Annotated in this window: 22 protein-coding genes; 4 read left to right on the top strand and 18 right to left on the bottom strand. The window is 66.9% G+C overall.

Translation table 11 applies throughout. The features are described 5' to 3' along the window. Positions 1-125 precede the first annotated feature (125 nt). From cobT to KUV65_RS05530, 3 genes are all read left to right on the top strand, one after another. Positions 126-2,003, top strand: a complete 1,878-nt coding sequence (gene cobT, locus KUV65_RS05520) for a cobaltochelatase subunit CobT (RefSeq protein ID WP_222188319.1) — start codon at positions 126-128, stop codon at positions 2,001-2,003. A 149-nt stretch (positions 2,004-2,152) separates the two neighbouring features. After that, the gene (locus KUV65_RS05525; protein ID WP_222188320.1) at positions 2,153-3,952 is read left to right on the top strand and encodes an aminopeptidase P family protein; all 1,800 of its coding nucleotides are present in this window, start codon (positions 2,153-2,155) and stop codon (positions 3,950-3,952) included. Between the two features lie 78 nt (positions 3,953-4,030). Continuing rightward, positions 4,031-4,372: a DUF427 domain-containing protein gene (locus KUV65_RS05530; protein WP_222188321.1), complete on the top strand. Its 342-nt coding sequence runs from the start codon at positions 4,031-4,033 to the stop codon at positions 4,370-4,372. A 20-nt stretch (positions 4,373-4,392) separates the two neighbouring features. Here the strand turns inward: KUV65_RS05530 and KUV65_RS05535 are convergent, their stop codons facing one another. Next, the gene (locus KUV65_RS05535) at positions 4,393-5,493 is read right to left on the bottom strand and encodes a hypothetical protein (protein WP_222188322.1); all 1,101 of its coding nucleotides are present in this window, start codon (positions 5,491-5,493) and stop codon (positions 4,393-4,395) included. Positions 5,494-5,603: 110 nt separating this feature from the next. Beyond that, on the bottom strand, positions 5,604-7,298 hold the full coding sequence (locus tag KUV65_RS05540) for a chloride channel protein (RefSeq protein ID WP_222188323.1): 1,695 nt from the start codon (positions 7,296-7,298) through the stop codon (positions 5,604-5,606). 159 nt (positions 7,299-7,457) lie between these two features. Here KUV65_RS05540 and KUV65_RS05545 point away from each other — a divergent pair, with 159 nt between their 5' ends. Beyond that, positions 7,458-7,931, top strand: coding sequence for an SgcJ/EcaC family oxidoreductase (locus tag KUV65_RS05545; RefSeq protein WP_222188324.1), 474 nt, complete (start codon positions 7,458-7,460; stop codon positions 7,929-7,931). On the opposite strand, the gene recN is transcribed toward KUV65_RS05545, so the two are convergent. The 16 genes from recN to murD form a co-directional block, all read right to left on the bottom strand. Beyond that, positions 7,928-9,580: a DNA repair protein RecN gene (gene recN, locus KUV65_RS05550; protein WP_222188326.1), complete on the bottom strand. Its 1,653-nt coding sequence runs from the start codon at positions 9,578-9,580 to the stop codon at positions 7,928-7,930. The genes KUV65_RS05545 and recN overlap by 4 nt on opposite strands. 49 nt (positions 9,581-9,629) lie before the next feature. Further along, complete coding sequence (locus KUV65_RS05555; protein WP_222188328.1) at positions 9,630-10,532, bottom strand: outer membrane protein assembly factor BamD; 903 nt, start codon at positions 10,530-10,532, stop codon at positions 9,630-9,632. 139 nt (positions 10,533-10,671) lie between these two features. Then, the gene (gene lpxC / locus KUV65_RS05560; RefSeq protein WP_222188330.1) at positions 10,672-11,589 is read right to left on the bottom strand and encodes a UDP-3-O-acyl-N-acetylglucosamine deacetylase; all 918 of its coding nucleotides are present in this window, start codon (positions 11,587-11,589) and stop codon (positions 10,672-10,674) included. 270 nt (positions 11,590-11,859) lie between these two features. Further along, complete coding sequence (gene ftsZ, locus KUV65_RS05565) at positions 11,860-13,503, bottom strand: cell division protein FtsZ (RefSeq protein WP_222188332.1); 1,644 nt, start codon at positions 13,501-13,503, stop codon at positions 11,860-11,862. 189 nt (positions 13,504-13,692) lie between these two features. Further along, positions 13,693-15,027, bottom strand: a complete 1,335-nt coding sequence (ftsA, locus tag KUV65_RS05570) for a cell division protein FtsA (RefSeq protein ID WP_222188334.1) — start codon at positions 15,025-15,027, stop codon at positions 13,693-13,695. After that, positions 15,024-15,926 (bottom strand): cell division protein FtsQ/DivIB, encoded by a 903-nt coding sequence (locus KUV65_RS05575; RefSeq protein ID WP_222188336.1) that lies wholly within the window; start codon positions 15,924-15,926, stop codon positions 15,024-15,026. Before KUV65_RS05575 ends, ftsA begins: the two co-directional genes overlap by 4 nt. Next, positions 15,914-16,849: a D-alanine--D-alanine ligase gene (locus tag KUV65_RS05580; RefSeq protein ID WP_308124528.1), complete on the bottom strand. Its 936-nt coding sequence runs from the start codon at positions 16,847-16,849 to the stop codon at positions 15,914-15,916. Before KUV65_RS05580 ends, KUV65_RS05575 begins: the two co-directional genes overlap by 13 nt. A gap of 57 nt (positions 16,850-16,906) precedes the next feature. Further along, positions 16,907-17,860: a UDP-N-acetylmuramate dehydrogenase gene (gene murB, locus KUV65_RS05585; RefSeq protein ID WP_222188338.1), complete on the bottom strand. Its 954-nt coding sequence runs from the start codon at positions 17,858-17,860 to the stop codon at positions 16,907-16,909. Then, on the bottom strand, positions 17,857-18,033 hold the full coding sequence (locus KUV65_RS05590) for a hypothetical protein (RefSeq protein WP_222188340.1): 177 nt from the start codon (positions 18,031-18,033) through the stop codon (positions 17,857-17,859). Before KUV65_RS05590 ends, murB begins: the two co-directional genes overlap by 4 nt. Before the next feature lie 43 nt (positions 18,034-18,076). Further along, entirely contained in the window at positions 18,077-18,349 is a 273-nt protein-coding gene (locus KUV65_RS05595) for a DUF2484 family protein (RefSeq protein WP_222188342.1), read from the bottom strand. Between the two features lie 238 nt (positions 18,350-18,587). Next, positions 18,588-19,808 carry an APC family permease gene (locus tag KUV65_RS05600; protein ID WP_222188344.1) on the bottom strand — a complete coding sequence of 407 codons (1,221 nt, stop codon included), beginning with the start codon at positions 19,806-19,808 and terminating at the stop codon, positions 18,588-18,590. Beyond that, positions 19,792-21,222, bottom strand: coding sequence for a UDP-N-acetylmuramate--L-alanine ligase (gene murC, locus KUV65_RS05605; RefSeq protein WP_222188346.1), 1,431 nt, complete (start codon positions 21,220-21,222; stop codon positions 19,792-19,794). Before murC ends, KUV65_RS05600 begins: the two co-directional genes overlap by 17 nt. After that, positions 21,219-22,340: an undecaprenyldiphospho-muramoylpentapeptide beta-N-acetylglucosaminyltransferase gene (gene murG / locus KUV65_RS05610; protein WP_222188348.1), complete on the bottom strand. Its 1,122-nt coding sequence runs from the start codon at positions 22,338-22,340 to the stop codon at positions 21,219-21,221. Before murG ends, murC begins: the two co-directional genes overlap by 4 nt. Continuing rightward, complete coding sequence (ftsW, locus tag KUV65_RS05615; protein WP_222188350.1) at positions 22,337-23,509, bottom strand: putative lipid II flippase FtsW; 1,173 nt, start codon at positions 23,507-23,509, stop codon at positions 22,337-22,339. The genes murG and ftsW overlap by 4 nt, the downstream gene beginning before the upstream one ends. Positions 23,510-23,634: 125 nt before the next feature. Continuing rightward, entirely contained in the window at positions 23,635-24,018 is a 384-nt protein-coding gene (locus tag KUV65_RS05620) for a VOC family protein (protein WP_222188352.1), read from the bottom strand. A gap of 131 nt (positions 24,019-24,149) precedes the next feature. Continuing rightward, the gene (gene murD / locus KUV65_RS05625) at positions 24,150-25,544 is read right to left on the bottom strand and encodes a UDP-N-acetylmuramoyl-L-alanine--D-glutamate ligase (protein ID WP_222188354.1); all 1,395 of its coding nucleotides are present in this window, start codon (positions 25,542-25,544) and stop codon (positions 24,150-24,152) included. Positions 25,545-25,668: the final 124 nt, after the last annotated feature.

Raw genomic sequence — 25,668 nt, forward strand, 5'->3', positions numbered from 1 at the left:
CACAGGCCTTTGCGGCCTGACATCCGTGGCTTGCTGCTCACCCCCTCCGAAATACGACGCTGACGGCGAGGAATAGCGCGCGAGCCACCTTGCCCTCGGCCTATTCGCGGTCCACATTCCACGCCATGGCGAAACCGACCTCAGACAACCCCGCAGAGCCGTTCAAGAAGGCCCTGGCCGAAGCCACCCGCGTGATGGCCGACGACCCGGATCTGGCCGTCAGCTACACCGTCGACCCGCCGGGTCTGACGAATGACAGCGTGCGGCTGCCCCAGATCAGCCGCCGCATGACCCGCGACGAGGTTCTGCTGGCGCGGGGCACCGCGGATGCCTTGGCCCTGCGCCACCGCTATCACGATGCGGGAACGGCCGCGCGCTACGCGCCCTCCGGGGCGATGGCCCGCGACCTGATGGACGCGATGGAAACCGCCCGCTGCGAGGCGATGGGCGCGCGCGACATGCCCGGCACCGCCAAGAATATCGACGCCAAGATCGGACACGAGGCCCGCCGCAAGGGCTATGGCGAGGTGCGCGAAGCCGCCGATGCGCCGCTGGCCACCGCCGCGGGCTACCTGATCCGGCATCTTGCCACCGGGCGCGACCTGCCGCCCGAGGCTGCCAACGTGATGGAACTGTGGCGCGGCTTCATCGAGGATCGCTGCGACGACCGCCTTGGCGATCTGTCCGAGGTGCTGTCCGACCAGACCGCCTTTGCCAAGTTCGCGCGCCAGATGATCCAGGACCTCGGCTATGGCGACCAGCTGGGCGAAGACCCGGACGATCTGGACGACGAGAGCGAGGAAGAAGCCGGGGACGAGTCGGAAGAGGATCAACCCGACTCCACGGGCGAAGACGACAGCCAGGAAGACGACGCCGAGGCCAGCCCGGAACGCAGCCAGGACGAGCAACAGGATGCCAGCCAGGCCCAGGTCGAGATGGACGACCAGGGCGACATGGAGGAGGCGGAAGAACAGGAACTGCCCGAAGGCGAGGCCCCGCTGGAGCCGCCCCCGCCGCAGCCCCATTCCGACGCGGACCCCGATTACAAGGTTTACACGACCGAGCATGACGAAGAGATCGAGGCCAGCGAGTTGGCCGAGCCGCAGGAGCTGGAACGCCTGCGCGCCTATCTCGACCAGCAACTCGACCCGCTGAAAGGCGCGGTCAGTCGCCTCGCCAACAAGCTGCAGCGCCGCTTGCAGGCGCAACAGAACCGGTCGTGGGATTTCGACCGCGAGGAAGGCATTCTCGATGCCGGACGCCTTGCGCGCGTGGTGGCCAACCCGACGACGCCGCTCAGCTTCAAGGTCGAGCAGGATACCGAGTTCCGCGACACGGTGGTGACGCTGCTTCTGGACAATTCCGGCTCGATGCGCGGGCGGCCGATCTCGATCGCGGCGATCTGCGCCGACGTGCTGGCGCGCACGTTGGAACGCTGCGGCGTGAAGGTCGAGATCCTCGGCTTCACCACCCGCGCCTGGAAAGGCGGCAAGTCGCGCGAGGAATGGCTGGCCGAGGGACGGCCGCAGCAACCCGGACGCCTGAACGACCTGCGCCACATCATCTACAAGCCAGCCGATGCGCCCTGGCGGCGAGTGCGTGACAATCTTGGCCTGATGATGAAAGAGGGGCTGCTGAAGGAAAACATCGACGGCGAGGCGCTGGAATGGGCGCATCGGCGGATGCTGAACCGGCCCGAGGCACGCAAGATCCTGATGGTGATCTCGGACGGGGCGCCGGTGGATGACAGCACCCTCAGCGTGAACCCGGCGAATTACCTTGAAAAGCACCTGCGCGACGTGATCGCCATGGTCGAGAAGCGCCGCGCGGTGGAACTGCTGGCGATCGGGATCGGCCATGACGTAACGCGCTATTACGAACGCGCGGTGACGATCACCGATGCCGAACAGCTGGCCGGCGCGATCACCGAGCAACTGGCCTCGCTGTTTGACAGCGACCCGCGGGCGCGCGCCCGCGTGATGGGCATGAAACGGGCGAGTTGACGGTCGCGACTGGGGACACCCGTCGCAGGAGACCGCTCGACAAGGGGCATCGAGCCCCTTGCCGAGCGCGCGCGGTCCGCGCGTGCATATTTCTGGGATAAAGATGGGGTGGGACAGCGCCCTCCTGTCTGGTGCGGGGAAAGGTGGCAATGTTTCAGGAGTTTTCAGCGACAACGCGGCCCGAGGACGGGCCGAAGCGGCTGGCACGGTTGCGCGCGCATCTTGCGCAGGATGGCGTGACCGGCTGTCTGGTGCCGCGCGCGGATCGACACCAGGGGGAATATGTCGCCGCCCGTGACGAGCGCCTGTCTTGGCTGACCGGGTTCACCGGGTCGGCCGGGTTCTGCGCGGTTCTGCCCGACGTCGCCGGTGTATTCGTCGACGGACGCTACCGGGTGCAGGTGAAGGCGCAGGTGGACACGGGCGCCTTCACCCCGGTCGACTGGCCCGAGACCAAGCTGGAGGATTGGCTGCTCGACCATGTGCCGGGGGGCGGTGTGATCGGCTATGACCCGTGGCTGCACAGCTCGTCGGAGATCGATCGATTGGAGGTGGCCCTGGCGAAACGGCAGATCAGCCTGCGCCCCATCGCGAACCCGGTCGATGCGATCTGGACCGACCGCCCTGCCCCTCCGACCGAACCGGCTCGCGGCTACCCGGTCAAGTATGCCGGGAAGACCTCGGGCGAGAAGCGCGGGGAGATCGCGGCGCTTCTTCGGGAAGAGGGCCAGTGCGCCGCGATTCTGACCCTGCCGGACTCCATCGCGTGGCTCTTGAACATCCGTGGCGGTGACCTGCCGCATCTGCCGGTCACGCAGGCCTTCGCGATCATCGAGGACGACGCCCGTGTGACGGTGTTCACCGATCCGGCGAAACTCAAAGGGCTGGGACCGGACCCGGCGGTCACGGTCCTCGGCTGGGAGGCATTCGACGCGGCCTTGGCCAACCTCACGGGACCCGTGCGCGTGGATCCGGCGACCGCGCCGGTGCGGGTGGCGCAGGTTCTGGAAGAGGCCGGCGTCGAGATCGCGAAAGCGGCCGATCCCTGCCTCTTGCCCAAGGCGAAAAAGACGCCGGCCGAAATCAGGGCCACGACCGAGGCGCATTTGCGCGACGGCGCGGCGGTGGCGCGGTTCCTGCATTGGTTCGATACCGAGGCGCCCAAGGGCAACCTGACCGAGATCGATTGCGTGCGGGCGCTCGAAGCCTTCCGCGCCGAGACGGGCGCGTTGAAGGATATCAGCTTCGACACCATCGCGGGGGCCGGCGCGCATGGCGCCATCGTGCATTACCGCGTGACAGAAGAAACCAATGCGCGGGTCCTTCCGGGCCAGTTGTTCCTGATCGACAGCGGCGGCCAATACGAGGATGGGACCACCGACATCACCCGCACCCTGCCCGTAGGCGAGGTTGGCGACGAGGAGAAGACAGCCTTCACCGAGGTGTTGCAGGGCATGATCGCCATCCACCGGGCGCGCTTCCCCAAGGGGGTGACAGGCGGGCACCTCGACGCGCTCGCCCGCGCGCCGCTCTGGGCTGCGGGCCGCGATTTCGACCATGGCACGGGGCATGGTGTCGGTGTCTATCTCAGCGTGCATGAAGGGCCGCAACGGCTCAGCCGTGTTTCGACGCTGCCGCTGGAGCCCGGGATGATCCTGTCGAACGAACCGGGATACTATCGCGAGGGGGCCTTTGGCATCCGGATCGAGAACCTCGTCGTCGTGACCGAGGCCGACACACCCCCGGGCGGCGATGCGCATCGCGCGCTGCTCGGATTCGAGACGCTGACCTGGGCCCCGATCGACCGGCGCCTTGTCATGGCCGACATGCTGTCGCCAGCCGAGCGCGCTTGGCTCAACAGCTATCATGAGGGCGTCGCGCGGCGGATCGGGCCGCGCCTCGATGGGGCAGCGGCTGCGTGGCTGGCGCAGGCAACCGCGCCGGTTTGACACGCCCCTGTCACAGAACATGGGCAAAGCCGGGAGCGGAGGCTATAAGCAGCCTCAAGAACAGTGGAGGGGACCGTGATGGGCGAGCATATCAAGATCAGGAACGCGACGGGCACATGGGTGGTCCGTGCAGGTGGTGCCGTCGTGGCGGAATCCTCGGATGCCAAGGAACTGACCGAAGGCGACATGCCCGCGGTGATCTATTTCCCCCGCGCCGACGTCGGCATGGCGTTTCTGGAAAAGACCGACTCGACCACGCGGTGCCCGTTCAAGGGTCAGGCCACCTATTACACCGTCTCCACGGCAGCCGGTGACATCCCCGACGCGGCCTGGAGCTACGAGGACCCGATCGAGCGCGTGGCAGGCATCCGCGATCACATCGCCTTCTACAGCGACAAGGTAACGGTGGAGCAGCTGTAACCTGGCCGTCCGGGTGCCGCTTATTGCGACAGCAGGAAGCCGAGGCGCCCGCCCTCAAGCGCCGAAACCAGCGTGTCATAGGCGCCATTCGTGGCCGCTCCATCCTCGCCCCAGCCGCCATTCAGCGAGATCGTCACGGTTGGCTGTGCGCCGGGGCTGAGGGTGATGCTCGGGGGCTCGGTGATGCTTCCGGCATGAAGGATCGGCCAGGCCTCGGACAGGCGCGTATCCAGACCATCCAGGTCCGTACCCGGTGCAAATAGCAAGACGAGCGCCGCGCCTTCGTTCTCGCGCGCGGCCGCGTCGCTGAGCAACAGGCCTTCGAGCGCCGCTGCGTCCGCATTGGCAATCGGCAGCGTGCCGCCATTGCGAAGCCAGATCCGCACCGAGGCCGCAACGCCGAGGTTGCCCGCCCGTGCAAGGCCAGACAGCAGCGCCTCGACCTCGGGCATGGCAGCAAGGCTTGCCCCGGACGGGGCCATGGCCGCGTCCAGCGTCGGCCAGCCGGTGGCCCAGAGCATCCGGTCATCGTAGATCGCGAAACGGGTCGAAAGCCCCCTGTCCCCACCGAACGGGTTGGCCGGATCGACGCGCGCCTCGGCGGCCTCGTAATCGGCATCGCCGCGCCACATGACGGTGACGCCCCCCCGCTCGCCCATCTCGAACCCGTTGCCGAAGAGGTTGCCGCGCAGTCGCATGGAACTGTCGGGGTGGATCTCCATCCCCCCGAGGCGGATATCACCGGACGCGACCTCGAATGTCGTGATCCAGTCCGACGGGTTCATGCCGCTGGCCTCGCGCACCTCGTCGTCGGTGAACTCTTGCCAGACCCGCATTTGCAGGGGCGAGGCGCTGCGGATCGCCGAGAACAGGTTCGGCGTATTGGGATTGGCGCCGATCTGCGCGCCGCGCACCGCGGGCCAGCGCACGGCGTCGCCATTGCCCACACCGATCACGATTGCCTCTGACGCGCCCGATAGGGCGGCTTGCGGGATCCGCGACAGCGTGCTTCGGGCAAGCTCTGCCCCGCCCTGTGCCTGGACCGGCGCGGATGACAGGCACATCACCAGCGTTGAAAACAGTGCCGCGGCATATGCGGCCAGACGCCCCCGAATATTCATGAGGCAAGCATGGCCGCGCCCAGGGGCGGCTGGCAAGCCTTTCGAACGGTTGGCTTAAAGAAACAACGCGTTGCCCAACCAGGATCGGCGGCATGCCAGACACCGGCAGCTTAGCTGTGTTCCTCGGCCGCCGTCGCCGCCAACGCGCGGTTATAGGCCTTGAGTGCATCGACATGGAACAACGCGCCTTCCAGCGCGGGCGGGCCATCCCCCGGGGCAAGCTGGACAACCGGCACGTAATCGAGGCCCGTATTCTCGAAGATCGGCAGGGCACGCTCCAGCGTTGCGTTGGTGTCGGTATAGATCCCCTGCTCGACCAGCGTCAGGAGCTTTTCCTGCGGCGCGCTGTTTTCATGGTCCATGGGGCGCATCACCTTGCCCACCCGGAACATCACCAGGAGGTAGGCCTGCGGCCCGGCGGCAAGGTGGATGTTGCGCCGCTCCAGTTGCGTCAGGAAGAAGGATCGGTGCACCAGCCGCGAGGCGATAGCCGTCGAGAGGGACACCGCCACCATCACCGCAAGGCCCGTCTGCCAGTCGCCGGTCAGTTCGAACACGATCAGCGTGGTGGAGATCGGCGCGCCGAGCACGGCCGCTGCGACCGCCCCCATGCCCGCCAGCGCATAGAGCGTCTGCGACCCGGACACGTCGGGAAAGATGGCCGTCGCGATCAGGCCGAAGGCCAGCCCCGACAAAGCCCCCAGCATCAACGAGGGCGAGAAGACCCCGCCGCCCATCCGCCCGGCGATTGTGATGGTCGCGGCCACGGCCTTGAGCGCGGCGAAGATGATCGCCTCGTAGAGCAGCAACTCGCCCGTCAGCGCCGCCGAGGTCGTCTCGTATCCCACGCCGATGATATGCGGAAAGAAGATCGCCAGCGCACCCAACAGCAACCCCGCCACCGCAGGCCGTAGCCAGCGCGGCAGACCGGTCTTGCGTTGCAGGTGGTTGGCGACATCCTCGGCCCAGAAGGTGCCACGCATGAAGGCGACCGCGATCAGGCCAGACACCAGCCCGAGGATCAGGAAGGCGGGCAGTTCGACATAGAATTGCAGCGCTTCGTCCGGCCCGAGGCTGAACTCGGTCACGTCACCGAATTCCAGCCGGTTGATGACCGTTCCGGCGACCGAGGCGATGACGATGGGCGCGAAGGAATGCACCGCGAAATGCCGCAGCACGACCTCCAGCGCGAAAAGCGCGCCCGCGATCGGGGCGTTGAAACTGGCCGAGACGGCCGCGGCGACGGCACAGCCCAACAGGTCACGCCCGGTGACGCCATCCGCCTTGATCCAGTCCGAGACACGGCTTGAGATGACGGCGGCGAGGTGGACAACCGGCCCCTCCCGGCCCGACGATCCGCCCGATCCGAGCGTGATCATCGAGGCCAGCGCCGAGACAAGGCCCGCCCGCTGCTCCACCCGCCCATTGTCGAGCGCCGCGCCTTCGATCACGTCCGCGACCGATCGGACCCGCGCGTCCGGCGTGAAATAGTGCAGCAAGAGGCCCACGATCAGCCCGCCACAAACCGGGATCAGCAGGATCAGGTACCACGGCAGGCTTTCCGCGAAGCTGTGCAGCAGGCGCACGTCTTCGACCCCGTAAAGGGTGTGCTGCAGCGCGTTGATCCCCTTGCGGAAGAACAGGGCCGCGAACCCGGCCGCGATACCGATCACCAGCGCGATGAACCAGAACTGGACCTGGCTCGGCCCTCGTTGCAACAGGACGCGCCAGCCGTTGCGCAGGGCTGCGGCAGCATCACGGGCCTGCGTCTGCAGGAAACCCTTGCTCTGGGGCGGTTGGGTCACCGCGCTGTCCCTTTCATGGGGAGGATCGGGTCGTTCGCCCTGTCACGCTGCCGCCTCCCGCACCCGGCACCGTCAGGCCGACTTGACGTGTAGCTTGCCAAAAAGACGAAGGAAAGGCGGCGCTTGCCTTGGAAGGGGCAGCGGTCCATCTGTGTCGGCATGGACACTGGACCCGAAGATGCCGAGGCCGTGGCAGATGCTTTCGTGGCGCGCTTCGTCGCGGCGTGGCATGCGCGCGATGGTCAGGCCTTGGCCGATCTGTTCGCGCCGGACGCCGATTTCGTCAATGTCGTCGGCATCTGGTGGGAAGACCGCGGCGCCATCGCCCGCGCGCATCAATATGCGCTCGACAGCTTCTTCGCCGAGACACGGCTTGCGCCCGGACGGCGCAAGCTGCGCCCGCTCGGGCCGCATCACCTGCTGCTGCATCAGCGCGTCCGGCTGAGCGGACAACGCGCGCCGGATGGGTCCGAGGCAGGCGCGCGCAGCACCATCTTCAGCTTCGTCCTTGAACGTCGCGGGGCGGATTGGCTGGCCGTTTCGGCGCAGAACACGGATATCGTGCCGGGGGCGGAAACCCATGTCAGCGACGGCAGCGGTCTGGCGGCCAAGGATTATCGCAGATCTCGTTAAGCCCCAGACAACAGCGCGCGCGCCGCGTCCCGCGCGGCGTCGGTGATCGTATCCCCCGCCAGCATCCGCGCCACCTCGTCGATGCGGTCGTCCGGGGCCAGCGGCACGACCCGGCTGGTGGTCACCCCGCCCTCGACATCCTTTGCCACCCGCCAGTGATGCGCGCCAAGCGCGGCCACCTGCGGCGAGTGGGTGACGACCAGAACCTGTCCGCCCTCGGCCAGGGCCGCGAGCCTACGGCCCACCGCATCGGCGGTCGCGCCGCCGACCCCGCGGTCGATCTCGTCGAAGATCATCGTCAGGCCGCTGTCGTCATGGGTCAGGCAGACCTTCAGCGCCAGGAGGAAGCGCGACAACTCCCCGCCCGACGCGATGCGGTTGAGCGGTCCGGCCGGCGCGCCGGGGTTTGTGGCCACCGTGAACGTGACGGCGTCGGTGCCGGTGGGGCCGGGATCGGCCGGTGCGACCTCGGTGGTGAAGACCGCGCGTTCCATCTTCAATGGTCCAAGTTCGCGGGCCATCGCCGCGTCCAACCGACCGGCGGCATCGACGCGCGCCTCGGTCAGGCGGGCGGCGGCGGCGGCAAAGGTGGCCTCGGCCTCCTGCAAAGCCTTGGCCAGAGACGATATTTCCTCGGCACCACCATCGAGCTGGCCCAAGCGGGTGCGCAAATCATCGGCAAGACCCGAGAGGTCGTCGGCCATCACCCCGTGCTTGCGCGACAGGCCGCGCAGCGCGAAGAGCCGTTCTTCGGCCTCTTCGAGTTCCGCCGGATTGAACACCAACTGGTCGGCGAACACCTCGACCGCCGATTGCGCCTCGGACAGTTCCACCGTCGCGCGTTCCAGCGCGGCAAGGGCTGCGTCCAACCCACCCTCGGCCCGATCCGTCACGCCCTCCAGCCAACGGCGCGCATCCGAGAGCATCCCCTCGGCCCCCTCAAGCCCGAGCGCGGCCCTGGCACGAGCGACATCCTCGCGCATCTTCTCGGCCGCCTGCATCAGGCGCCGCCGCTGGTCGAGCTCCCCCTCCTCGCCCGGCTGCGGGTCGAGCTTGTCCAACTCGGCCACGGCATGGCGCAGGTAATCTTCCTCGGATTTCATCTCGGCCAGCCGTGCTTCCGCCTCGGCCAAGGCGCGGGACGCCTTGCTGCGCGCGCTCCACGCCTCTGCCACCTCGGCCTTCAGCGGCTGCAAACCGCCGAATTCGTCCAGCATCGCGCGGTGGTTCCTAGGGTCGAGCAGGCCCTTGTCATCCTGCTGCCCGTGCAATTCCACCAGCACATCCGACAGTTGCCGCAGCACTTCCCCCGAGGCGCGGCGATCATTGACCCAGGCCGTCTTGCGCCCCTCCGGCGTGTTGACCCGCCGCAGGATCAACTCGTCGCTTACCGGCAGACCGGCCTCTTCCAGCACGGCGCGGGCCGGGTGGCCTTCGGTGATCTGGAACTCTGCCACCACTTCGCCCTGTGCCGCCCCGGCACGGACCAGATCGGCCCGCCCGCGCCAGCCCAGCACAAAGCCCAACGCATCCAGCAGGATCGACTTGCCCGCGCCCGTTTCGCCCGTCAGCACGTTGAGACCCGGCTGAAACGCAAGTTCCAGCCGGTCGATGATCAGCATGTCACGGATGTCGAGATGCCTCAGCATGGGCGCACCATCCAGCCAAGCGGGGGCAAGCGCAAGCCTGCCGCCCGACTTACAGCCAGTCGCCCCGCACGGTCTGATCCCAGATCTCGCGCAGCCAGCTTTCGCCCGCGGCCTCGTCCGTCAGGCCCTGCCCCGTCAGCTGACGGAAGGCATCGTCATAGAAAGGCGAGCCGCGGAAGTTGTAGCCAAGGATGGCGCCCGCCGTCTGGGCCTCGTCCGTCAGGCCAAGCGCAAGGTAGGCCTCAACCAGGCGCAAGAGCGCTTCGGGCGTATGGCTGGTGGTCTGGAATTCTTCGACCACGACACGGAAGCGGTTGATCGCGCTCGTGTAATGCTGGCGGCGGAGGTAGTAGCGCCCCACTTCCATCTCGCTTGCGGCCAACTGGTCGAAGGCAAGGTCAAAGCGCAGCACGGCGTCCTGAACGTATTCGCTATCCGGGTAGCGTTCGATGACGTTGCGCAGTTCCTGCAAGGCCAGGTAGGTGATCCCCTGATCGTTGCCGATCTGGTCCATCTGGTCGTAGTAGCTCAAGGCCATCAGGTATTGCGCGTAAGCCGCATCCTCTTCGGCGGGGTAGAAATCGAGGTAGCGCTGCGCCGCGAGGCGCGCGTTCTCATAATCCTCGTCCTGGTGATAGGCGAAGGCCGCCATGATCAGGCCGCGCTTGGCCCATTCCGAATAGGGATGCAGGCGCTCGACCTCGGCAAAGAGGACCGCCGCGTCATCGGGGTTGCCGGATTCCAATTCGAACTCGGCCTGTTCGAAGATGGATTGGGCATCCATTTCTTCCAGCGGAACCGTGGCGTTACGCGAGGCGAAAAGGCCACCGCCGCCGCCACCGAACAGGCCACCGCCATCGCCGCCGCCGCAGGCCGCAACCGCCGCAACAACGGCAACCAGCGCCGCGCGCCGCGCCGCTTGTGTCAGGATGGAAGGCTCTCTCAGCAGCATCCGCGCATTCCCCAAGGTCGTAACGTCCGTTTCGCGCCCGCGTCCGAGCGCTGTCGGATTGCGTCTAGCACATTCCTTTTAGGGGCAAAACGCTTGAAATCGTCACGGCCTGCGCCAAGCGCTTCACCGCCGTGTCGGCTCAGGCGACATGCGCCAGGTCGGCGACATTCACACCCATGCCCGGCAGGCGCGCGGCCAGGGTCGTGTCGCATTCGACGACGCGCGTCGCGCCCGGTTCGGCAAACAGCGCGCGCAGCAGACGGTTGGTCAGCATATGGCCCGCGCGTTCACCGGTGTATCGCGCGAGGATCGGTGCCCCGGCGAGGTAGAGATCGCCAAGCGCGTCCAGCATCTTGTGACGTACGGCCTCATCCGCATGCCGGAAGCCACCGGGGCTCAGCACGATGTCACCATCGACGACCACGGCGTTGTCGTAAGTGCCCCCGAGGGCAAGGCCCGCCGCGCGCATCGCGTCGACATCCGCCTGCCGGCAGAAGGTGCGGCTGTCGCACAACTCGCGCACGAAGCGGCCATTGGCGAGATTGGCAACGCGGCGCTGGCGACCGATGGCAGCATCCGCGAACTCGATCGCGAAATCCATCTCCAACCCCTCGGACGGGTCGAGACGGGCAAAAGCGTCCCCTTCCCGCACCTCGATGGGCCGGGTCACAGCGATGGCATGGATCGCGGAAGACTGGCGCTGGATCCCCGCATCAAGGATCGCGCGCACGAAGGGCGCGGCCGAGCCATCGAGGATCGGCATTTCCGGCCCGTCCACTTCGACCAGCGCGTTGTGGATGCCGCACCCGGCGAGCGCGGCCATCACATGCTCGATGGTCGAGATTTCCACACCATCTTCGCCGAGAAGCTTGGTACAAAGACGGCTTTCGGGAACGCGGTCGTAGCGTGCGGGGATCAAGGCCGACCCGGGCAGGTCGCTGCGACGGAACCAGATCCCCATGTCGGCGGCCTGCGGCTGGATCGACATGCGGACAAGACGCCCGGTGTGAAGACCCGTTCCGGTAAAGCTGACAGAATGGCGGATGGTTGCCTGCATCTCGTCCCTCGTCCCATTTCCTTCGGCCTGGCTGCCATCATGCTCGGTGCAGCTTCTGGGCCTGCGCTGCGAGCCTTTGCGCCCAATGCAGCTTTGCTTGAAGAAAGGGGGTACAGGCGCGCCGGGAAAGAGACAATTCAAGGTTTATGACGCATTGCAACAAACCTGGACCCTGTCGGCAAAATCCCGCCCAAACACCCCCAACACCCGGAAATAAAAGGATAAAGGGCCAGCGCATGGCTGGCCCCTTTGTTGCAAATATGACTCGATTCAGTTGGCTTGGCGACGCAGGAACGCCGGGATCTCGATCCGCTCCTGCTCGGGATCAACTGCGCTTTCCTCGGCACGGGCCGGTTGCGGGACGGATACCGGCTGCGGGCGCGGCGCCTGCATGCGCGGCTGCGCCCGACGCTCGACCGGGGCCGGCCCCTCGTCGCCATGTCCGGTCATGCGGTTGATCAGGCTGTTGATGCCGAAGCGGGACTTTCCGTGGCCTTCGGCCTGGTGCTGCGCCTGGGGGGCAGGCTCTGCCGGGCGGGGGGCGTCCTTCTGGATCGCCGCGCGCAGGCGGGCCAGGGCTTCGGGCGTCGGGGCGCCGGCCGGCACCGGTTTCGGCGCCACGTAGTCCGAGCCGTCTTCGGCGTTCTGAACAGGCATCGGGGCCGGGCGCGGAGCGCTGGCCGCGGGGCGCGGGGCGGGACGATAGGCCGGGGCCGGAACATCGTCTTCCGCGACGTCGTCGAAGCCGGGCTCCTCCACCTTGCCGGGGGCAAAGCTTTCGAACAGCGACGGTTCGGGATGCTCTTCGGTCAGCTCGGGCATATCCGCGGGTTCGGGCTCCACCTCGGCCACGGCCGGGGCGGGAGCCGCCGGTTTCGGAGCCGGAGCGGCACCCGAGCGGTAGGACGCATAATTCTGACGCGCCGGTTCCTGCGCTGCCTGTTCCGAGACATCGATGCCGGTCGCAACGACGCTAACGCGCATCTGGCCTTCCATCGTCTGGTCCAGCGTCGAGCCGACGATGATGTTGGCCTCTTCGTCGACTTCTTCGCGAATGCGGTTCGCGGCCTCGTCCAGTTCGAACAAGGTCAGGTCGTAGCCGCCGGTGACGTTGATCAGAACGCCGCGGGCCCCTTTGAGGCTGATCTCGTCGAGCAGCGGGTTCGCGATTGCCTTCTCGGCGGCCTGCAATGCGCGGCTCTCGCCCTCGCCTTCGCCGGTGCCCATCATGGCCTTGCCCATCTCGTTCATCACGGCGCGCACGTCCGCGAAGTCGAGGTTGATAAGGCCGGGGCGCACCATCAGATCGGTCACGCCTTTCACGCCCTGGTACAGGACGTCGTCGGCCATCGCGAAGGCTTCGGTGAAGGTGGTCTTCTCATTGGCCAGCCGGAACAGGTTCTGGTTGGGAATGATGATGAGGGTATCGACCACCTTTTGCAGCTGCTCGATGCCTTCATCGGCCTGCCGCATCCGCTTGGAGCCTTCAAACTGGAACGGCTTGGTGACGACACCCACGGTCAGAACGCCCAACTCCCGTGCGGCTTGCGCGATGATCGGCGCGGCGCCCGTGCCGGTGCCACCGCCCATGCCGGCGGTGATGAAAGCCATGTGCGCGCCTGCGAGATGATCGACGATTTCCTCGATCGACTCTTCGGCAGCGCTTGCGCCGACGGCGGGGCGCGCACCGGCACCCAGGCCTTCGGTCACGCGGGCGCCCATCTGCACCTTGCCGGGCGCCTTGGACTGCGCCAGCGCCTGGGCATCGGTGTTGGCGACCACGAATTCGCAGCCATCCAGCTGCTGGTCGATCATGTTGTTGACTGCGTTGCCGCCCGCTCCACCGACGCCGAAGACGGTGATGCGCGGTTTCAGTTCCTGCCGCGTGTCGGGCATGGTGAGATTGAGTGTCATCGCTCTGTCCGCCTGTGTTTCGTTTGCGACCCCGGTCTTGTGCCGGTTGATCTTTTCTGCCTCTTATTCCGATACATGCTACCCAACTCCCGCGCGCGCGTCACGCGGAAATTTGGCGAAAATCGCGAAATATGGGGCGGAAAACCGCCGATTTTGCGGGATTTGGGGGGTGACCACCAGATGCGGTGGTCACCAATTGTCACGGAACCACTTGACGGCCCGTTTCAGGCTGCGCGCCGGGTAACGGTCCGCTGGTGTTTCAAAGTCCCACCATTCGTCCTGCGGATAGGCCGCAAAAAGCGCGAGGCCCACCGCCGAGGAAAAGGCAGGGCCGCAGGTCGATTGCGGCAAGCCCTGCACGCGCAACGGACGCCCGAGGCGCACCTGGTTGCCCAGGATGCGGCTGGCCAGACCGTCGAGCCCAGGGATCTGCGACGATCCCCCGGTCAGAACGATCCGCTGGCTGGGCAGATGATCGAACCCCGCCGCATCCAGACGCGCGCGCACCTCTTCGAGGATCTCTTCGACCCTGGGACGCATCACGCCGATCAACTCGGCGCGGCTGACGGTGCGCCGATCATGGTTCCAGTCGCCCGTGTCGCTTGCCAACTCGATGATCTCGCGATCATCCATGCCCGTGGCGATCACGCCGCCGAACCGTGTCTTGATCCGCTCGGCATCGCACATCGGGATCTGAAGGCCCTGGCTGATATCGCTGGTCACATGGTCCCCGCCCATCCGAACGGTATCGGCGAAGATCATGTGCTTCTTCATGAAGATCGACAGGCTGGTCGTGCCGCCGCCCATGTCGATACAGGCCGCGCCCAGTTCCTGCTCGTCCTCGACCAGGCTGGAGATGCCGGCGACATAGGGCGCGCTGGCCAGACCGGCGAGTTCCAAATCGCAGCGCTTCACGCAATACAGCAGCGTCTCGATCGCCGCCGCCTCGATCGTCAGCAGGTGCATGTCCACCGACAGGCGATTGCCCACATGCCCCCGGGGGTCGCCCATGCCCGTGCGGTGATCGAGCGAGAAGTTCACGGGCTGGGCATGCAGCACTTCGCGCCCCTGACCGAGATCGGGGATATCGCAAGCCGCCAGTACACGGGCGACATCGGCGTCATGCACTGTGCCCGTCGTCAGGGTGATCTCGCCATCGAGGCCGTAGCTGCGCGGCCTGGCCCCGGCAAAGGAAACGATCACGTGATCGACGCGCACCTGCGCCATCTTCTGGGCGGCCTGCACGGTGGTGCGGATCGCGCGCTCGGTTTCCTGCACCGTGTCGATCTCGCCAAACCGCACCCCGCGGGACCGGGTGGTGTTGGCGCCGATGACGCGAAAGCCCGCCTGCCCCGCCATGGCCCCGACGCCCTCTGACGCCGCGCCGGGATCGGTTTCGTCGAAACGCAGCACGAGACAGGACATCTTGTGCGACCCGATATCGAGAACGGCGAGGACGCCACGGCGCATCGCCTCTTGCCGCTTGGCCCGCATCGCCCGTTGGGACTGATAAAGCAGGTTCATCCGCGTTGATCTCCGCTGAGGGGTTGAGGGTTGGGTTCGCCGTCGCGCAACTGGCGCAGCGCGGTCATGGCATCGGGGCTGAGCTGCACGGTCGGGCGGCGCGGGTTGCGCAGATCGATCCGCATGACATCGCGCGACAGGATTTCCTGGACATCATCCAGCGCCAGCACGCGGTCGAGCGCGGCGCGCGCCCCGGTTTCCGGAAGCTGGATACGCAACCCACTGTCCAGAACCACGTCCCACCGGCGCAAGCCGACACGCACCAATCCGCGCAGCCGGTCCCCCAGCGGCTCGGCCACGGCGAACAACGCCAGGGCCTCGTCCACGACCATGTCTGCGCCTGCACCGCCCACCATCGGCAAGGGACGCTCGGGCACGCGGTCTTCCAGGCCGGCCACGAAATGCCCTTCGGCGTCGATCAGGACCGTGCCTTCGCGCGTTTGCCAGATCAGGGCCGGAACACGCTCGGTGATGGTGACCGACAGGATGCCACCGGACTGGATACGCAGATCGGCATCCGCAATCGCCGGCAAGGCAACGAGCCGCTCGCGCAGCATGTCGAGGTCGATGTCGAACGAGGATTGCGGCAGGTCCAGGCCCATCGCGCCGCGCACCTCGTCGGTCACGACGGGGCTTGCCCCCTCGATCGCCATCAGGTTCACGCGGAACTCGGGGCGGTTCTCGATCTCGCGGCGGATTTCCTGCACGCCTTCAACCAGCGCCGTGACATTGTCCTCGTCGGTGAAATACCAAAGCGTCCCAAAGGCCAGCGCAAAGGCAGGCAGGCCCACCCGCAGCAGGCGGCGAAAGAACGGGGTCAGCCACAGGCGCTGCACCCGGTAGGTCCAGATCGAGGGCGCGGGATCGACGCCGCTCCGCCTGCGCATCAGCGATCGCATGAGGCATCCTCCACCATCCAGCGGCAGAGCGCGCCGAAGGAATATCCGCAGGCCTGCGCCTGCTCGGGCGTCAGGGAGGTGGGCGTCATGCCGGGCTGGGTGTTTGTCTCCAGCAGGATCAGGCCGTCGAGCCCCCTCGCCTCATCCCAGCGGAAATCGGTGCGGCTGACCCCCCGGCACCCGAGGGCGACATGCGCGCGGGTGGCATAGTCCATGCAGGCATCGAAGATCTGGGAGGGCACATCGGCGGGCACGACATGACGCGACCCGCCGGGGCGGTACTTGGCGTCGTAGTCATACCAGCCCTCGGTCAGGATATCGGTCACGGTCAGCGCACCGGGGTCGCCCTCGCCCGCCCCCATGACCGAGGCGGTCAGCTCGCGCCCCGCGGCGAAGGCCTCGACCATGACATGCGCGGGCATGTCGGCAGACAGTTTCGGCGGATCGTTCGCCCCCTCGGTCACGAGGTAGACGCCCACCGACGAGCCTTCGTTGTTGGGCTTCACGACATAGGGCGGCTCCATGACGTGTCGGGCCATCACCTCGTCCCTGGAGCGAATGACGCTGTCGACGATGGGCAGGCCCGCCGCGCGGTACACTTCTTTCGAGCGGGTCTTGTCCATCGCCAACGCCGAGGCCAGCACACCGGAATGGGTATAGGGAATGCGCAGCCATTCGAGCATGCCCTGAACGCAGCCATCCTCGCCCCAGCGGCCATGGAGGGCGTTGAACACCACGTCGGGGGAAAGATCGGCAAGACGTTCGGCCAGATCGGGGCCGGCATCGACCTCGATCACCTCATAGCCCTCGCCCCGCAGCGCCTTGGCGCATTCCGTTCCCGTGCTGAGCGACACGTCCCTCTCAGCCGAGGGGCCGCCCATCAGGACCACGACGCGGGAGGCTGTTCTGCTCGAACTTGCCACCACTGTGCCTCATCTGCCGCCGGTGTTCTTTTGGCCCGGTCAGCTTTTCTTGTTATTCTACGACCCGGTCTTTGCCGGGCCGGTCGGTGTCGGTCGCCCGACACGCTTGATTTCCCATTCTAGCGTCAAACCGCTGGTCTCGAAAACCCTTTTTCGGACAAGCTCGCCCAATCCTTCCAGATCGGCAGCACTGGCCCCACCGGCATTGATCAGGAAGTTGGAATGCATCTCGGACATCTGGGCCCCGCCAAGGGTCGCGCCGCGCATGCCGGCATCGTCGATCACCTTCCAGGCCTTCAACTCGTGGCTGTCATCCGCACGGCCCGTCGAGGAAAACCCCGCCGGGTTGCGAAAGGTCGATCCAGCCGTCCGGTCCTTTGTGGGTTGGGTCGCATCGCGTTTTGCCAGTTGCTCGTCCATCCGCGCAAGCAGCGCCTCGGGGTCTCCCGCCTCGGCGCGCAAACTCACCTGCGTGATCACTGCGCCCTCCGGCAGGTCCGTGTTGCGGTAGGCGAAACTGACGTCATCTGGCCCCAGGGTGACGATGGTGCCATCGCGCAACACCGCGCGGGCAGAGACGAAGTGATCAGCCACGTAGGAGCCATAGCAGCCGGCATTCATCCGCAGCGCCCCCCCGATCGAGCCGGGGATCGTCCGCAGGAATGTCAGGTCGCGCCCACCCTCCGCCGCCCGCTTGGCGACCTGCGCATCGAGGGCCGCCGCGCCCGCGTGAACGAGGTCACCCTTGATTTCGACGCCATTGAACCCGCGCCCGAGCCGGATCACGACACCCTCGATCCCGCCATCCCGCACGATCAGGTTCGAGCCGACCCCCATGGGGAAAACCGGCATCTCGGGATCGAGCGCCGCGAGGAAATCGGACAGGTCCGCTTCATCCGCGGGCTGAAAGAACCAATCGGCCGGACCGCCGACGCGCAGCCATGTCAGTGAAGACAGATCGCGGTTTCGCGTCAGGCGTCCGCGCACATCGGGCATCTCGATCTCGGTCATCCCCTGCCCTCCCGGCTGCGGGCCCAGCCCAACTGCGCCCCGATGGCCAGCCCCACCGGCATGGGCAAGAGCACGCCCAAGGCCTGCTCGAGCCGACCGGAGGACAGGAACGTGCCAAGGATCAGGCCGGATAGGCCGAAACTGGTGGAAAGGATTGCAGCGCCCGTGGTCATGGGCGTTCTCTAGCCCGAGCGCGTGGCCCGGGTCCAGTGGCCCTCATTCGCCCGGGGGCGTCTGCGCTTCATTGGCACCGAAGGAGGCGCGCAGGGTTTGGGCAAGCCGGATCAGCGGCCAGCGCAGGACCGAGACCCCGGCGGCCATCACACCCAACCCCCACCACGGCCCCATCGACACGGTCACGAGCCCCAGAAGGGGAATGCCCGTTGCGATCAGCAACCAGGCCGCTGGCCAGTGAAAGCGCGTTGGCATCATGCCTGCCAGGCAGGCTGTCAGCGCCCAAAGGCAGGCCAGGATAAAGGCAAGGGGCATGGTCAGGCCCTCCAAACCAGGTGACGCGCGGACGCGCCAAGTGGGCGGCGGACCACCGATGCGGTGGCCGCCAAAATGACAGAAACGGGATTTCCCCGGGGCTGCAAGCTGAAAAACCCGTGTCGCAGGGGCACCGCGATCGCGCACGAGACGCCCCGAATGACCTGCGCCGGCCCCGGCATCAGGCCCACGGGCGCATCCTCCGAGGCGGGCAGACGGGCAAGGATCGACAGATGGCTCATGCGCTCCCCCATATGGCGGCGGAGAAACAGGACAGGCAGGCCGCGATCCCCAGCCACGGCACCCAAACGGGCACGGCAAACCCGTCCCACGGGCCTTGGCGTTTCACACCGATCAGGGCAGCGTTCACGATGGAGAACACGATCAACAGGGCCAGCGTGGTGATCTCCGCCAGCTCTGCCACAGGCAGCGCAAGGGCAGAGAGGATCACCGCCACCCCGATCAGCAGAGAGGCCAGAACCGGTGTTCCGAAACGCGGGTGGGCGTGGTGGAAGATCGCCAGTGTCGGGCTGCGCCGTCCGAGACCGAAAAGAACCCTCGCGGCCATGATGATCTGCGCCAAAACGCCGTTCAGCGCGGCGAAGACGGCGATGACGGACAGGAACCAGGCGGAGGTTCCCGTCGCCGTGGACCAGACCAGCGCCAGGGGCTGCTCGGATTGGCCAAGCGCCTCGACCTCGACGCTGCGGACCGCCGCCATCGTGACCAGCGCGTAGAGAATCGCGGTGATCGCCAGCGAGATCAGGATCGCGGCCGGCATCGTCCGGCGTGGGTCACGGGCCTCTTCCGCCATGTTGACGAGGTCGTCGAACCCGATGAAGGCAAAAAAGCCGAAGATGGCAGCGAAGGCGATGCCCGACCATTGGGGTGCCGGGGGCGCCACCCAGTCGGCCACAGGCTCGGCCACGCCGAAGCCCGCCCAGATGATCAGGATCAACCCGCCAACCTCGACCGCGGTCAGCACCGCCGCGAAACTCAGGCTTTCGACGACGCCAAGGATGGCGATCGCGGTCAGCGCAACGCCAAGCCCCACGGTGGCCACCACCGGGTCGATATCAACCACGCCGGTCAGATAGCCGACCCCGCCGCGCAAGACGGCCGCCGAGGCGACCGTTCCGGCGATGATGTTGATCGCGCCGACGATGACGGCCAGCCAATGCTGGCGCAGCCCGATCTCGACATAGGAACTGTCGCCCGCCGCCTCGGGAATGCGCGCCGACAACTCGGCGAAGGCCAGGGCCGAGGGCACGGCCACCAACCCGGCCAGCAGGAAGGACACCGGCGCCCAGACACCCGCCGCCCCGGCTGCTGCGCCCACCAGAACATAGATGCCCGCGCCGACCATGATGCCGATGCCGTAGGCCGTCATCAGGCCAAGACCCAGCCGGCGCTGAAGCGCCTCTGTGCCCGGGGGCGTTATCTCAGGGCGCGCCTGCACCGGCCTCCTGCCCTTCGGCCAGCCGCTTGGGCAAGCCATGCGCCCAGGCGCTGATCGTGCCCGCCCCGAGGCAGACCACCATGTCGCCCGGGCGCGCCTCGGCCCGGACCAGTTTTTCGAGGTCATCCTCGGAATTCACCGCGACCGCGTGGCGGTGACCATGCCGGATCAGCCCGGCGACAAGATCATCCCGGCTTGCGCCCGCGATCGGTTCCTCGCCGGCGGCATAGACCTCGGCGATGCCCACCACGTCGGCATCGTTGAAACAGCTGCAGAAATCGTCGAAGAGCGAATGCAGGCGCGTGTAGCGGTGCGGCTGATGCACGGCGATGACGCGCCCCTCGCAGGCCTGCCGCGCGGCGCGCAGCACGGCGGCAATCTCGACCGGGTGGTGGCCGTAATCGTCGATCACGGTCACGCCGCCCACCTCGCCCACGCGGGTGAAACGGCGGTTCACGCCCTTGAAGTTGGCGAGCGCGGCGCGGATTTCATCCGCCTTCATGCCCAGGTGCCGCGCCACCGCCACGGCCGCCAAGGCGTTCGAGACGTTGTGATCGCCCGGCATCGGCAGGGTGCAGCCCTCGATGATCTTTCCCTCCGGCTGAAGCGCGATGTCGAAATGCGCGATGCCGCCCTTGTAGGTCAGGTTCATCGCCCGCACGTCGGCCTGCGCGTTGAAGCCGAAGGTCGTCACGCGGCGGTCGGTGATCTTGCCCACCAGCGTCTGCACATCCGGATCATCGGTACAGCACACGGCAAGCCCGTAGAACGGGATATTCGACACGAAATCAAGGAATCCCTGATGCAGGTTCTCCTCGGTGCCCCAATGCTCCATATGCTCGGGGTCGATATTGGTCACGATGGCGATGGTCGCGGGCAGACGGTTGAAGGTGCCGTCGCTTTCGTCGGCCTCGACCACCATCCAGTCGCCCTGCCCCACCCTTGCGTTCGACCCGTAGGCGTGGATGATGCCACCATTGATGACGGTCGGATCCACCCCGCCCGCATCCAGCAGCGTCGCCACCAGCGTCGTGGTCGTCGTCTTGCCATGGGTGCCCGCCACCGCGATGTTGGAGCGCAGGCGCATCAACTCGGCCAGCATCTCGGCCCGGCGCACCACGGGCAGGCCGCGCAGACGGGCGCTGTCCAGTTCCGGATTGCCCGGCTTGATCGCCGAAGAGATCACCACGACCTCGGCATTTTCGAGGTTCTCCGCCCGCTGCCCGATGAAAATCCGCGCGCCGAGCCGTTCCAGCCGCTCGGTGATCTTCGACGGTTTCAGGTCGGACCCCTGCACGTGATACCCGTGGTTCAGCAGAACCTCGGCGATGCCCGACATGCCGATACCCCCGATCCCCACGAAATGGATCGCGCCCAATTGGGTCGGAAGCTTGGTGACGGCGGCAGCACTCATTCTTGGTCCTCATGTGTCTTGGCGGGCTTGAGGCCTGCGAGTTCCTCGACCAGGGCGACAAGGCGTTCGGTGGCGTCAGGCACACCGACCGACAGCGCGGCCTGGGCCATGCGCCCCGCGGCCTCGGGCTGGGTCAGCACCGACGCGATGGCTTCGGCCAGCGACTCGGGGGTCAGCTTGCTTTGCGGGATGCGGATCGCGGCCTCGGCCTCGACCAAGGCCTTGGAATTGGCGGTCTGGTGATCGTTGGCGGCAAAGGGATAAGGGATCAGGATCGACGGGCGCCCGATCACGGACAGATCCGCGAGCGACGAGGCCCCCGCGCGGCAGATCACCAGCTGCGCCTCGGACAGGCGGCGCGGAATGTCCTTGAAGAAGGGTTCGATCTCGGCCCGAACGCCCATCGCCTCATAGGCTGCGGCAACGGCCTCGGCGTCCTCGGGGCGGGCCTGCTGGGCGACGCGCAACTGGTCGCGCAGCTCTTCGGGCAGCAACGCCAGCGCGGCCGGAACGGCCTCGGAAAAGACATGGGCCCCCTGGCTGCCCCCGAAGACCAAAAGGCTCATCGGCCAGTCGCCGGGCGGCGTGTAGGGCGCGCCCGCGCGGTCCAGCACGGCGGCGCGCACCGGGTTGCCCGTGTGGATCGCCTGCGCCCCCTCGGGCAGGACCGTGGGCCATGTGCCACAGGCTACCGTGTTGACGCGCTTGGCGAAGATGCGGTTGACCTTGCCCGGCACGCCGTTCTGTTCGTGCAGCATCCGGGGCCGGCGCGTCAGGATCGCCGCCGCAACCGCCGGGATCGTCGGGTAACCGCCGAAGCCCACCACCACGGCGGGCTTCTCGCGCCGCATCCGCAAGGTGGCCGAAAGAATGCCGCCGAGAATCCGGAACGGCGCCACAAGCTTGGCACCCACACCGCCGCGCGCGAAACTGGCCGACGCGACCTCGCGCACCTCGACGACATGCGGGAAGCCACCGGTGTAGCGCGCGCCCCGCGCATCGGTCGAGAGCGTCACCCGCCACCCCTTGCGCACCATCGCCTCGGCCAGCGCCTGCGCGGGGAACATATGCCCGCCGGTGCCGCCTGCCGCGATGATCAGATGGGGGTGGTGCATCATGTCCTGCCGTGCCGGTTGAGAAGGAAATCGCCGATGTCGCCCTGCGGGCGGGTGCGGGTGAAACACAGCAGCATCCCCACCGCAATGCCCGTCGCGATCAGAGAAGAGCCGCCGTAGGACACGAAGGGCAGCGTCATCCCCTTCGCGGGCAGCAGCCGCACCGCGACGGCCATGTTGATGAAGGCCTGCAAGGTCAGCAGGCTGACCAGGCCCGTGCCCGCCAGCCGGATGAACGGGTCGCGTTCGCGCATCAGCCGGAAGAAGCTGCGCATCGCGATGCCCGCGTAAAGCGCGATGATGATCAGGACCAGCACGAGGCCATATTCCTCGGCCGCGACCGCGATGATGAAATCGGTATGCGCGTCGGGCAGCGTCCACTTGACCGAGCCCTCGCCAAGGCCCGCGCCGAACAGCCCGCCCTCACGGATCGCGTCCGTGGCATAGGCCAGCTGCGTGTTCGGATCGATCTCGGCCGACAGGAACCCGTCAATGCGGCGCGCGAAATGTTCCGAGTTGTTATAGGCAACGACGCCGCCGAGCCCCACAAGCCCGAGCACGACGAATAGGATCATCATCGGCGCACCAGCGACGAAATAGATGACCGACCACGCGAAGACGATCAGCGCCGCCTGCCCGAAATCAGGCTGCATGGCCAGAAAGCCCACGATCATCACCGCCACGAACAACGAGACGGACTTGCCGGGCGGGCCGCCGATCTCCTGGCTGGCGGCGACCATCCATGCGGTGAAAACCACGAAGACGGGCTTCAGGAATTCCGAGGGCTGAAGGCTCGCGAAGCCGAGAGAGTACCAGCGCACCGCGCCTTGCCCGTAATCGGTGCCGAAGACCGGCAACAGGGCCACCGCCGCAACCGCTGCGAAGAACCCAAGCACGCCCATCCGGCGCACCGTCGTGGGCGACAGCATCGAGACAAAAACCATCACCGACAGGGCCATGCCGCCAAAGGCCGCCTGACGGATCACGTAGTGGAACGGATCATGGCCGTTGCGCTCGGCCAGGGGCGGAGACGAGGCAAAGCCCAACAGGATGCCAATGGCGAACAGCGCCAGAATGCATCCCAAGGTCACGCGATCGACCGTCCGCCACCAACGGGGCAGAACAGCCTCGCCGGATTGCACGATCACCGTGCCATGCGCGATTTCCGTCATGGGATTGCCCGATCCCTTTTTGTTGTCGTTGCCTGGTTCTGCCTCGTGCCCCGGTTTTCCGGGGTCTATCGCGTTACTCTAGCCGTATTCGGGCTGCGGGGCCAGCAATAACGCTTTTCAGCCGGTCAGCCGCGCGGCGGCTCCCACAGTTCCAGCTTGCGTCCATCGGGGTCCATGATCCAGCCGAAGCGCCCATAGGGATGCGCCTCGCGCGGTTGCACCTCGTCCACGCCCTCGGCCTTGGCGCGCGCCAGGATCGCGTCCAGATCGTCGACAATCAGGTTCAGCATGAACTGCGCCGAGGACGGTGCGAAATAGCTGGCGTCGGGGAATGGGGCAAAGACGGTCCGTGCGCCCTGCGGAAACGCCTCGGCGCTGTCACGGTGCAGGAAGGCGAGGCCACCGTCCGCGTCAGACTCCATGCCGAGAACCCGGGCATACCACGCTTTTGTCGTGTCGAGATCGGCGCAAGTGAAGAACACGCCGCCCAATCCAAGAACCTTTGCCATGTCGCCGCCCCCGGTTCGGGATGGCCTTAACCATAGCATGAATGGCGCATTGCATAACGGGGTATGGAAAGACCGCTACGCGAAAGGCCTAGCTTTCGCCGCGACATCCAGTTGCGCACACCGCAGCAACCTCAGCCCAGCTTGGCCACCTGCGCGACGAAATCATCGCCGCGTTGCTCGAAATTGTCGTACTGGTCGAAACTCGCCGCTGCCGGGGCCAGCAGAACGGTCTCGCCCGGCTCCGCCTCGGCGGCGGCACGGGACACGGCCGTGGCCATGTCGCCGCAAACCTCGTGCGGCAGGTCGCCCAAATGCAGGGCGAAGCCTGCCGCCTCGCGCCCGATCACGTAGGCTTTCACCACGTTGCCCGTGGCACCGGCCAGCGCCTGCATGCCGCCTTCCTTCTCCAGCCCGCCACAGATCCAGCGGATACGCGGGAAGGCCGACAGCGCCTTGACAGCCGCATCGACATTCGTGGCCTTGCTGTCGTTGACATAGGCCACGCCAGCGATCTCGGCGATGCGCTGACTGCGATGGGGCAGGCCCTGGAACGTGTGAAGCGCCTGTTCGACGACGCGCGGGGACAGGCCAAGCGCACGCGCGGCCGCGTAGGCGCAGGCGGCGTTCTGGTGATTATGCGCGCCGGGCAGGCCGGCGATGCCGCGCAGGTCGATCGAGGCGGCCTGCCGCCCCTTGCGCGTTTCCGACAACCAACCTTTCTTCGTCACGATATCCCAGCCCGCACCGGCCAGCTTGCGGCTGGCGACCCGGATCAGGCGCGCGTCTCCGTCGCCCTCGCTGAGTTGGTTCGCCAGGTAGCGCCCCTCGGGTTCGTCGACGCCGATCACCGCGCGGTCCGGCCCGCCCTCGGCGAAAAGCCGACGCTTGGCGGCGAAGTAGCCCCCCATCCCGCCATGGCGATCCAGATGATCCGGCGACAGGTTGGTGAAGACCGCGATATCCGGCGTCAGGGCGCGGGCCAGATCCGTCTGGTAGCTGGACAGTTCCAGCACGATCACCTCGCCGTCGATCGGCGGCTCGAGGTCCAGAACCCCGCGCCCGATATTGCCCGCCAACTGACAGGGCGTGCCCGCCGTCTGAAGGATATGGGCGATCAGGGCCGAGGTCGTGGATTTCCCGTTCGACCCGGTGACCGCCACCACGCGCGGGGGCGTGTCGTGATGCACCCAATCCCCCTGCCCCAGCGAGCGGAAGAACAGGCCGATATCGTTGTCTACGGGCACGCCCGCCTCCATCGCGGCGGCGATGGCACGATGCGGCGCAGGGTAGAGATGCGGGATGCCGGGCGACGTGATCAGGGCCGCGACGCCGTCGAAGGCGCCGGATTTCATCGGGTCCACCAAGGTGAAGCCCTCGGCCTCGGCGGCGGCGCGCCCGGCCTCGCCATCGTCCCAACACAGCGCCTCGGCGCCGCCCGCACGCAAGGCCCGCGCGGTCGAGATGCCCGAGCGGCCCAAACCCAGAACCATGACCTTTTGGCCTTCGAAACCCAAGACGGGGATCATCGCACGCACCCTTTGTTCCAAGTCGCTTCGACATAGGCGCTTCGCGGCCCCGATGCCAGTGCGCCCGCACCTTCGCGGGACACAGGCACGGCGGGGATCAGGCGCACAGGCGCGGGCGAATGTG

It is taken from the genome of Maritalea mobilis (genome assembly GCF_019800885.1).
Taxonomy (GTDB): domain Bacteria; phylum Pseudomonadota; class Alphaproteobacteria; order Rhodobacterales; family Rhodobacteraceae; genus Roseibacterium; species Roseibacterium beibuensis.

Coding starts and splice junctions, on each gene's coding strand:
- cobT (WP_222188319.1), top strand. CDS start 126: ATGGCGAAACCGACCTCAGACAACCCCGCAGAGCCGTTCAAGAAGGCC.
- KUV65_RS05525 (WP_222188320.1), top strand. CDS start 2,153: ATGTTTCAGGAGTTTTCAGCGACAACGCGGCCCGAGGACGGGCCGAAG.
- KUV65_RS05530 (WP_222188321.1), top strand. CDS start 4,031: ATGGGCGAGCATATCAAGATCAGGAACGCGACGGGCACATGGGTGGTC.
- KUV65_RS05535 (WP_222188322.1), bottom strand. CDS start 5,493: ATGAATATTCGGGGGCGTCTGGCCGCATATGCCGCGGCACTGTTTTCA.
- KUV65_RS05545 (WP_222188324.1), top strand. CDS start 7,458: ATGGACACTGGACCCGAAGATGCCGAGGCCGTGGCAGATGCTTTCGTG.
- recN (WP_222188326.1), bottom strand. CDS start 9,580: ATGCTGAGGCATCTCGACATCCGTGACATGCTGATCATCGACCGGCTG.
- KUV65_RS05555 (WP_222188328.1), bottom strand. CDS start 10,532: ATGCTGCTGAGAGAGCCTTCCATCCTGACACAAGCGGCGCGGCGCGCG.
- lpxC (WP_222188330.1), bottom strand. CDS start 11,589: ATGCAGGCAACCATCCGCCATTCTGTCAGCTTTACCGGAACGGGTCTT.
- ftsZ (WP_222188332.1), bottom strand. CDS start 13,503: ATGACACTCAATCTCACCATGCCCGACACGCGGCAGGAACTGAAACCG.
- ftsA (WP_222188334.1), bottom strand. CDS start 15,027: ATGAACCTGCTTTATCAGTCCCAACGGGCGATGCGGGCCAAGCGGCAA.
- KUV65_RS05575 (WP_222188336.1), bottom strand. CDS start 15,926: ATGCGATCGCTGATGCGCAGGCGGAGCGGCGTCGATCCCGCGCCCTCG.
- murB (WP_222188338.1), bottom strand. CDS start 17,860: ATGACCGAGATCGAGATGCCCGATGTGCGCGGACGCCTGACGCGAAAC.
- KUV65_RS05590 (WP_222188340.1), bottom strand. CDS start 18,033: ATGACCACGGGCGCTGCAATCCTTTCCACCAGTTTCGGCCTATCCGGC.
- KUV65_RS05595 (WP_222188342.1), bottom strand. CDS start 18,349: ATGCCCCTTGCCTTTATCCTGGCCTGCCTTTGGGCGCTGACAGCCTGC.
- murC (WP_222188346.1), bottom strand. CDS start 21,222: ATGAGTGCTGCCGCCGTCACCAAGCTTCCGACCCAATTGGGCGCGATC.
- murG (WP_222188348.1), bottom strand. CDS start 22,340: ATGATGCACCACCCCCATCTGATCATCGCGGCAGGCGGCACCGGCGGG.
- ftsW (WP_222188350.1), bottom strand. CDS start 23,509: ATGACGGAAATCGCGCATGGCACGGTGATCGTGCAATCCGGCGAGGCT.
- KUV65_RS05620 (WP_222188352.1), bottom strand. CDS start 24,018: ATGGCAAAGGTTCTTGGATTGGGCGGCGTGTTCTTCACTTGCGCCGAT.
- murD (WP_222188354.1), bottom strand. CDS start 25,544: ATGATCCCCGTCTTGGGTTTCGAAGGCCAAAAGGTCATGGTTCTGGGT.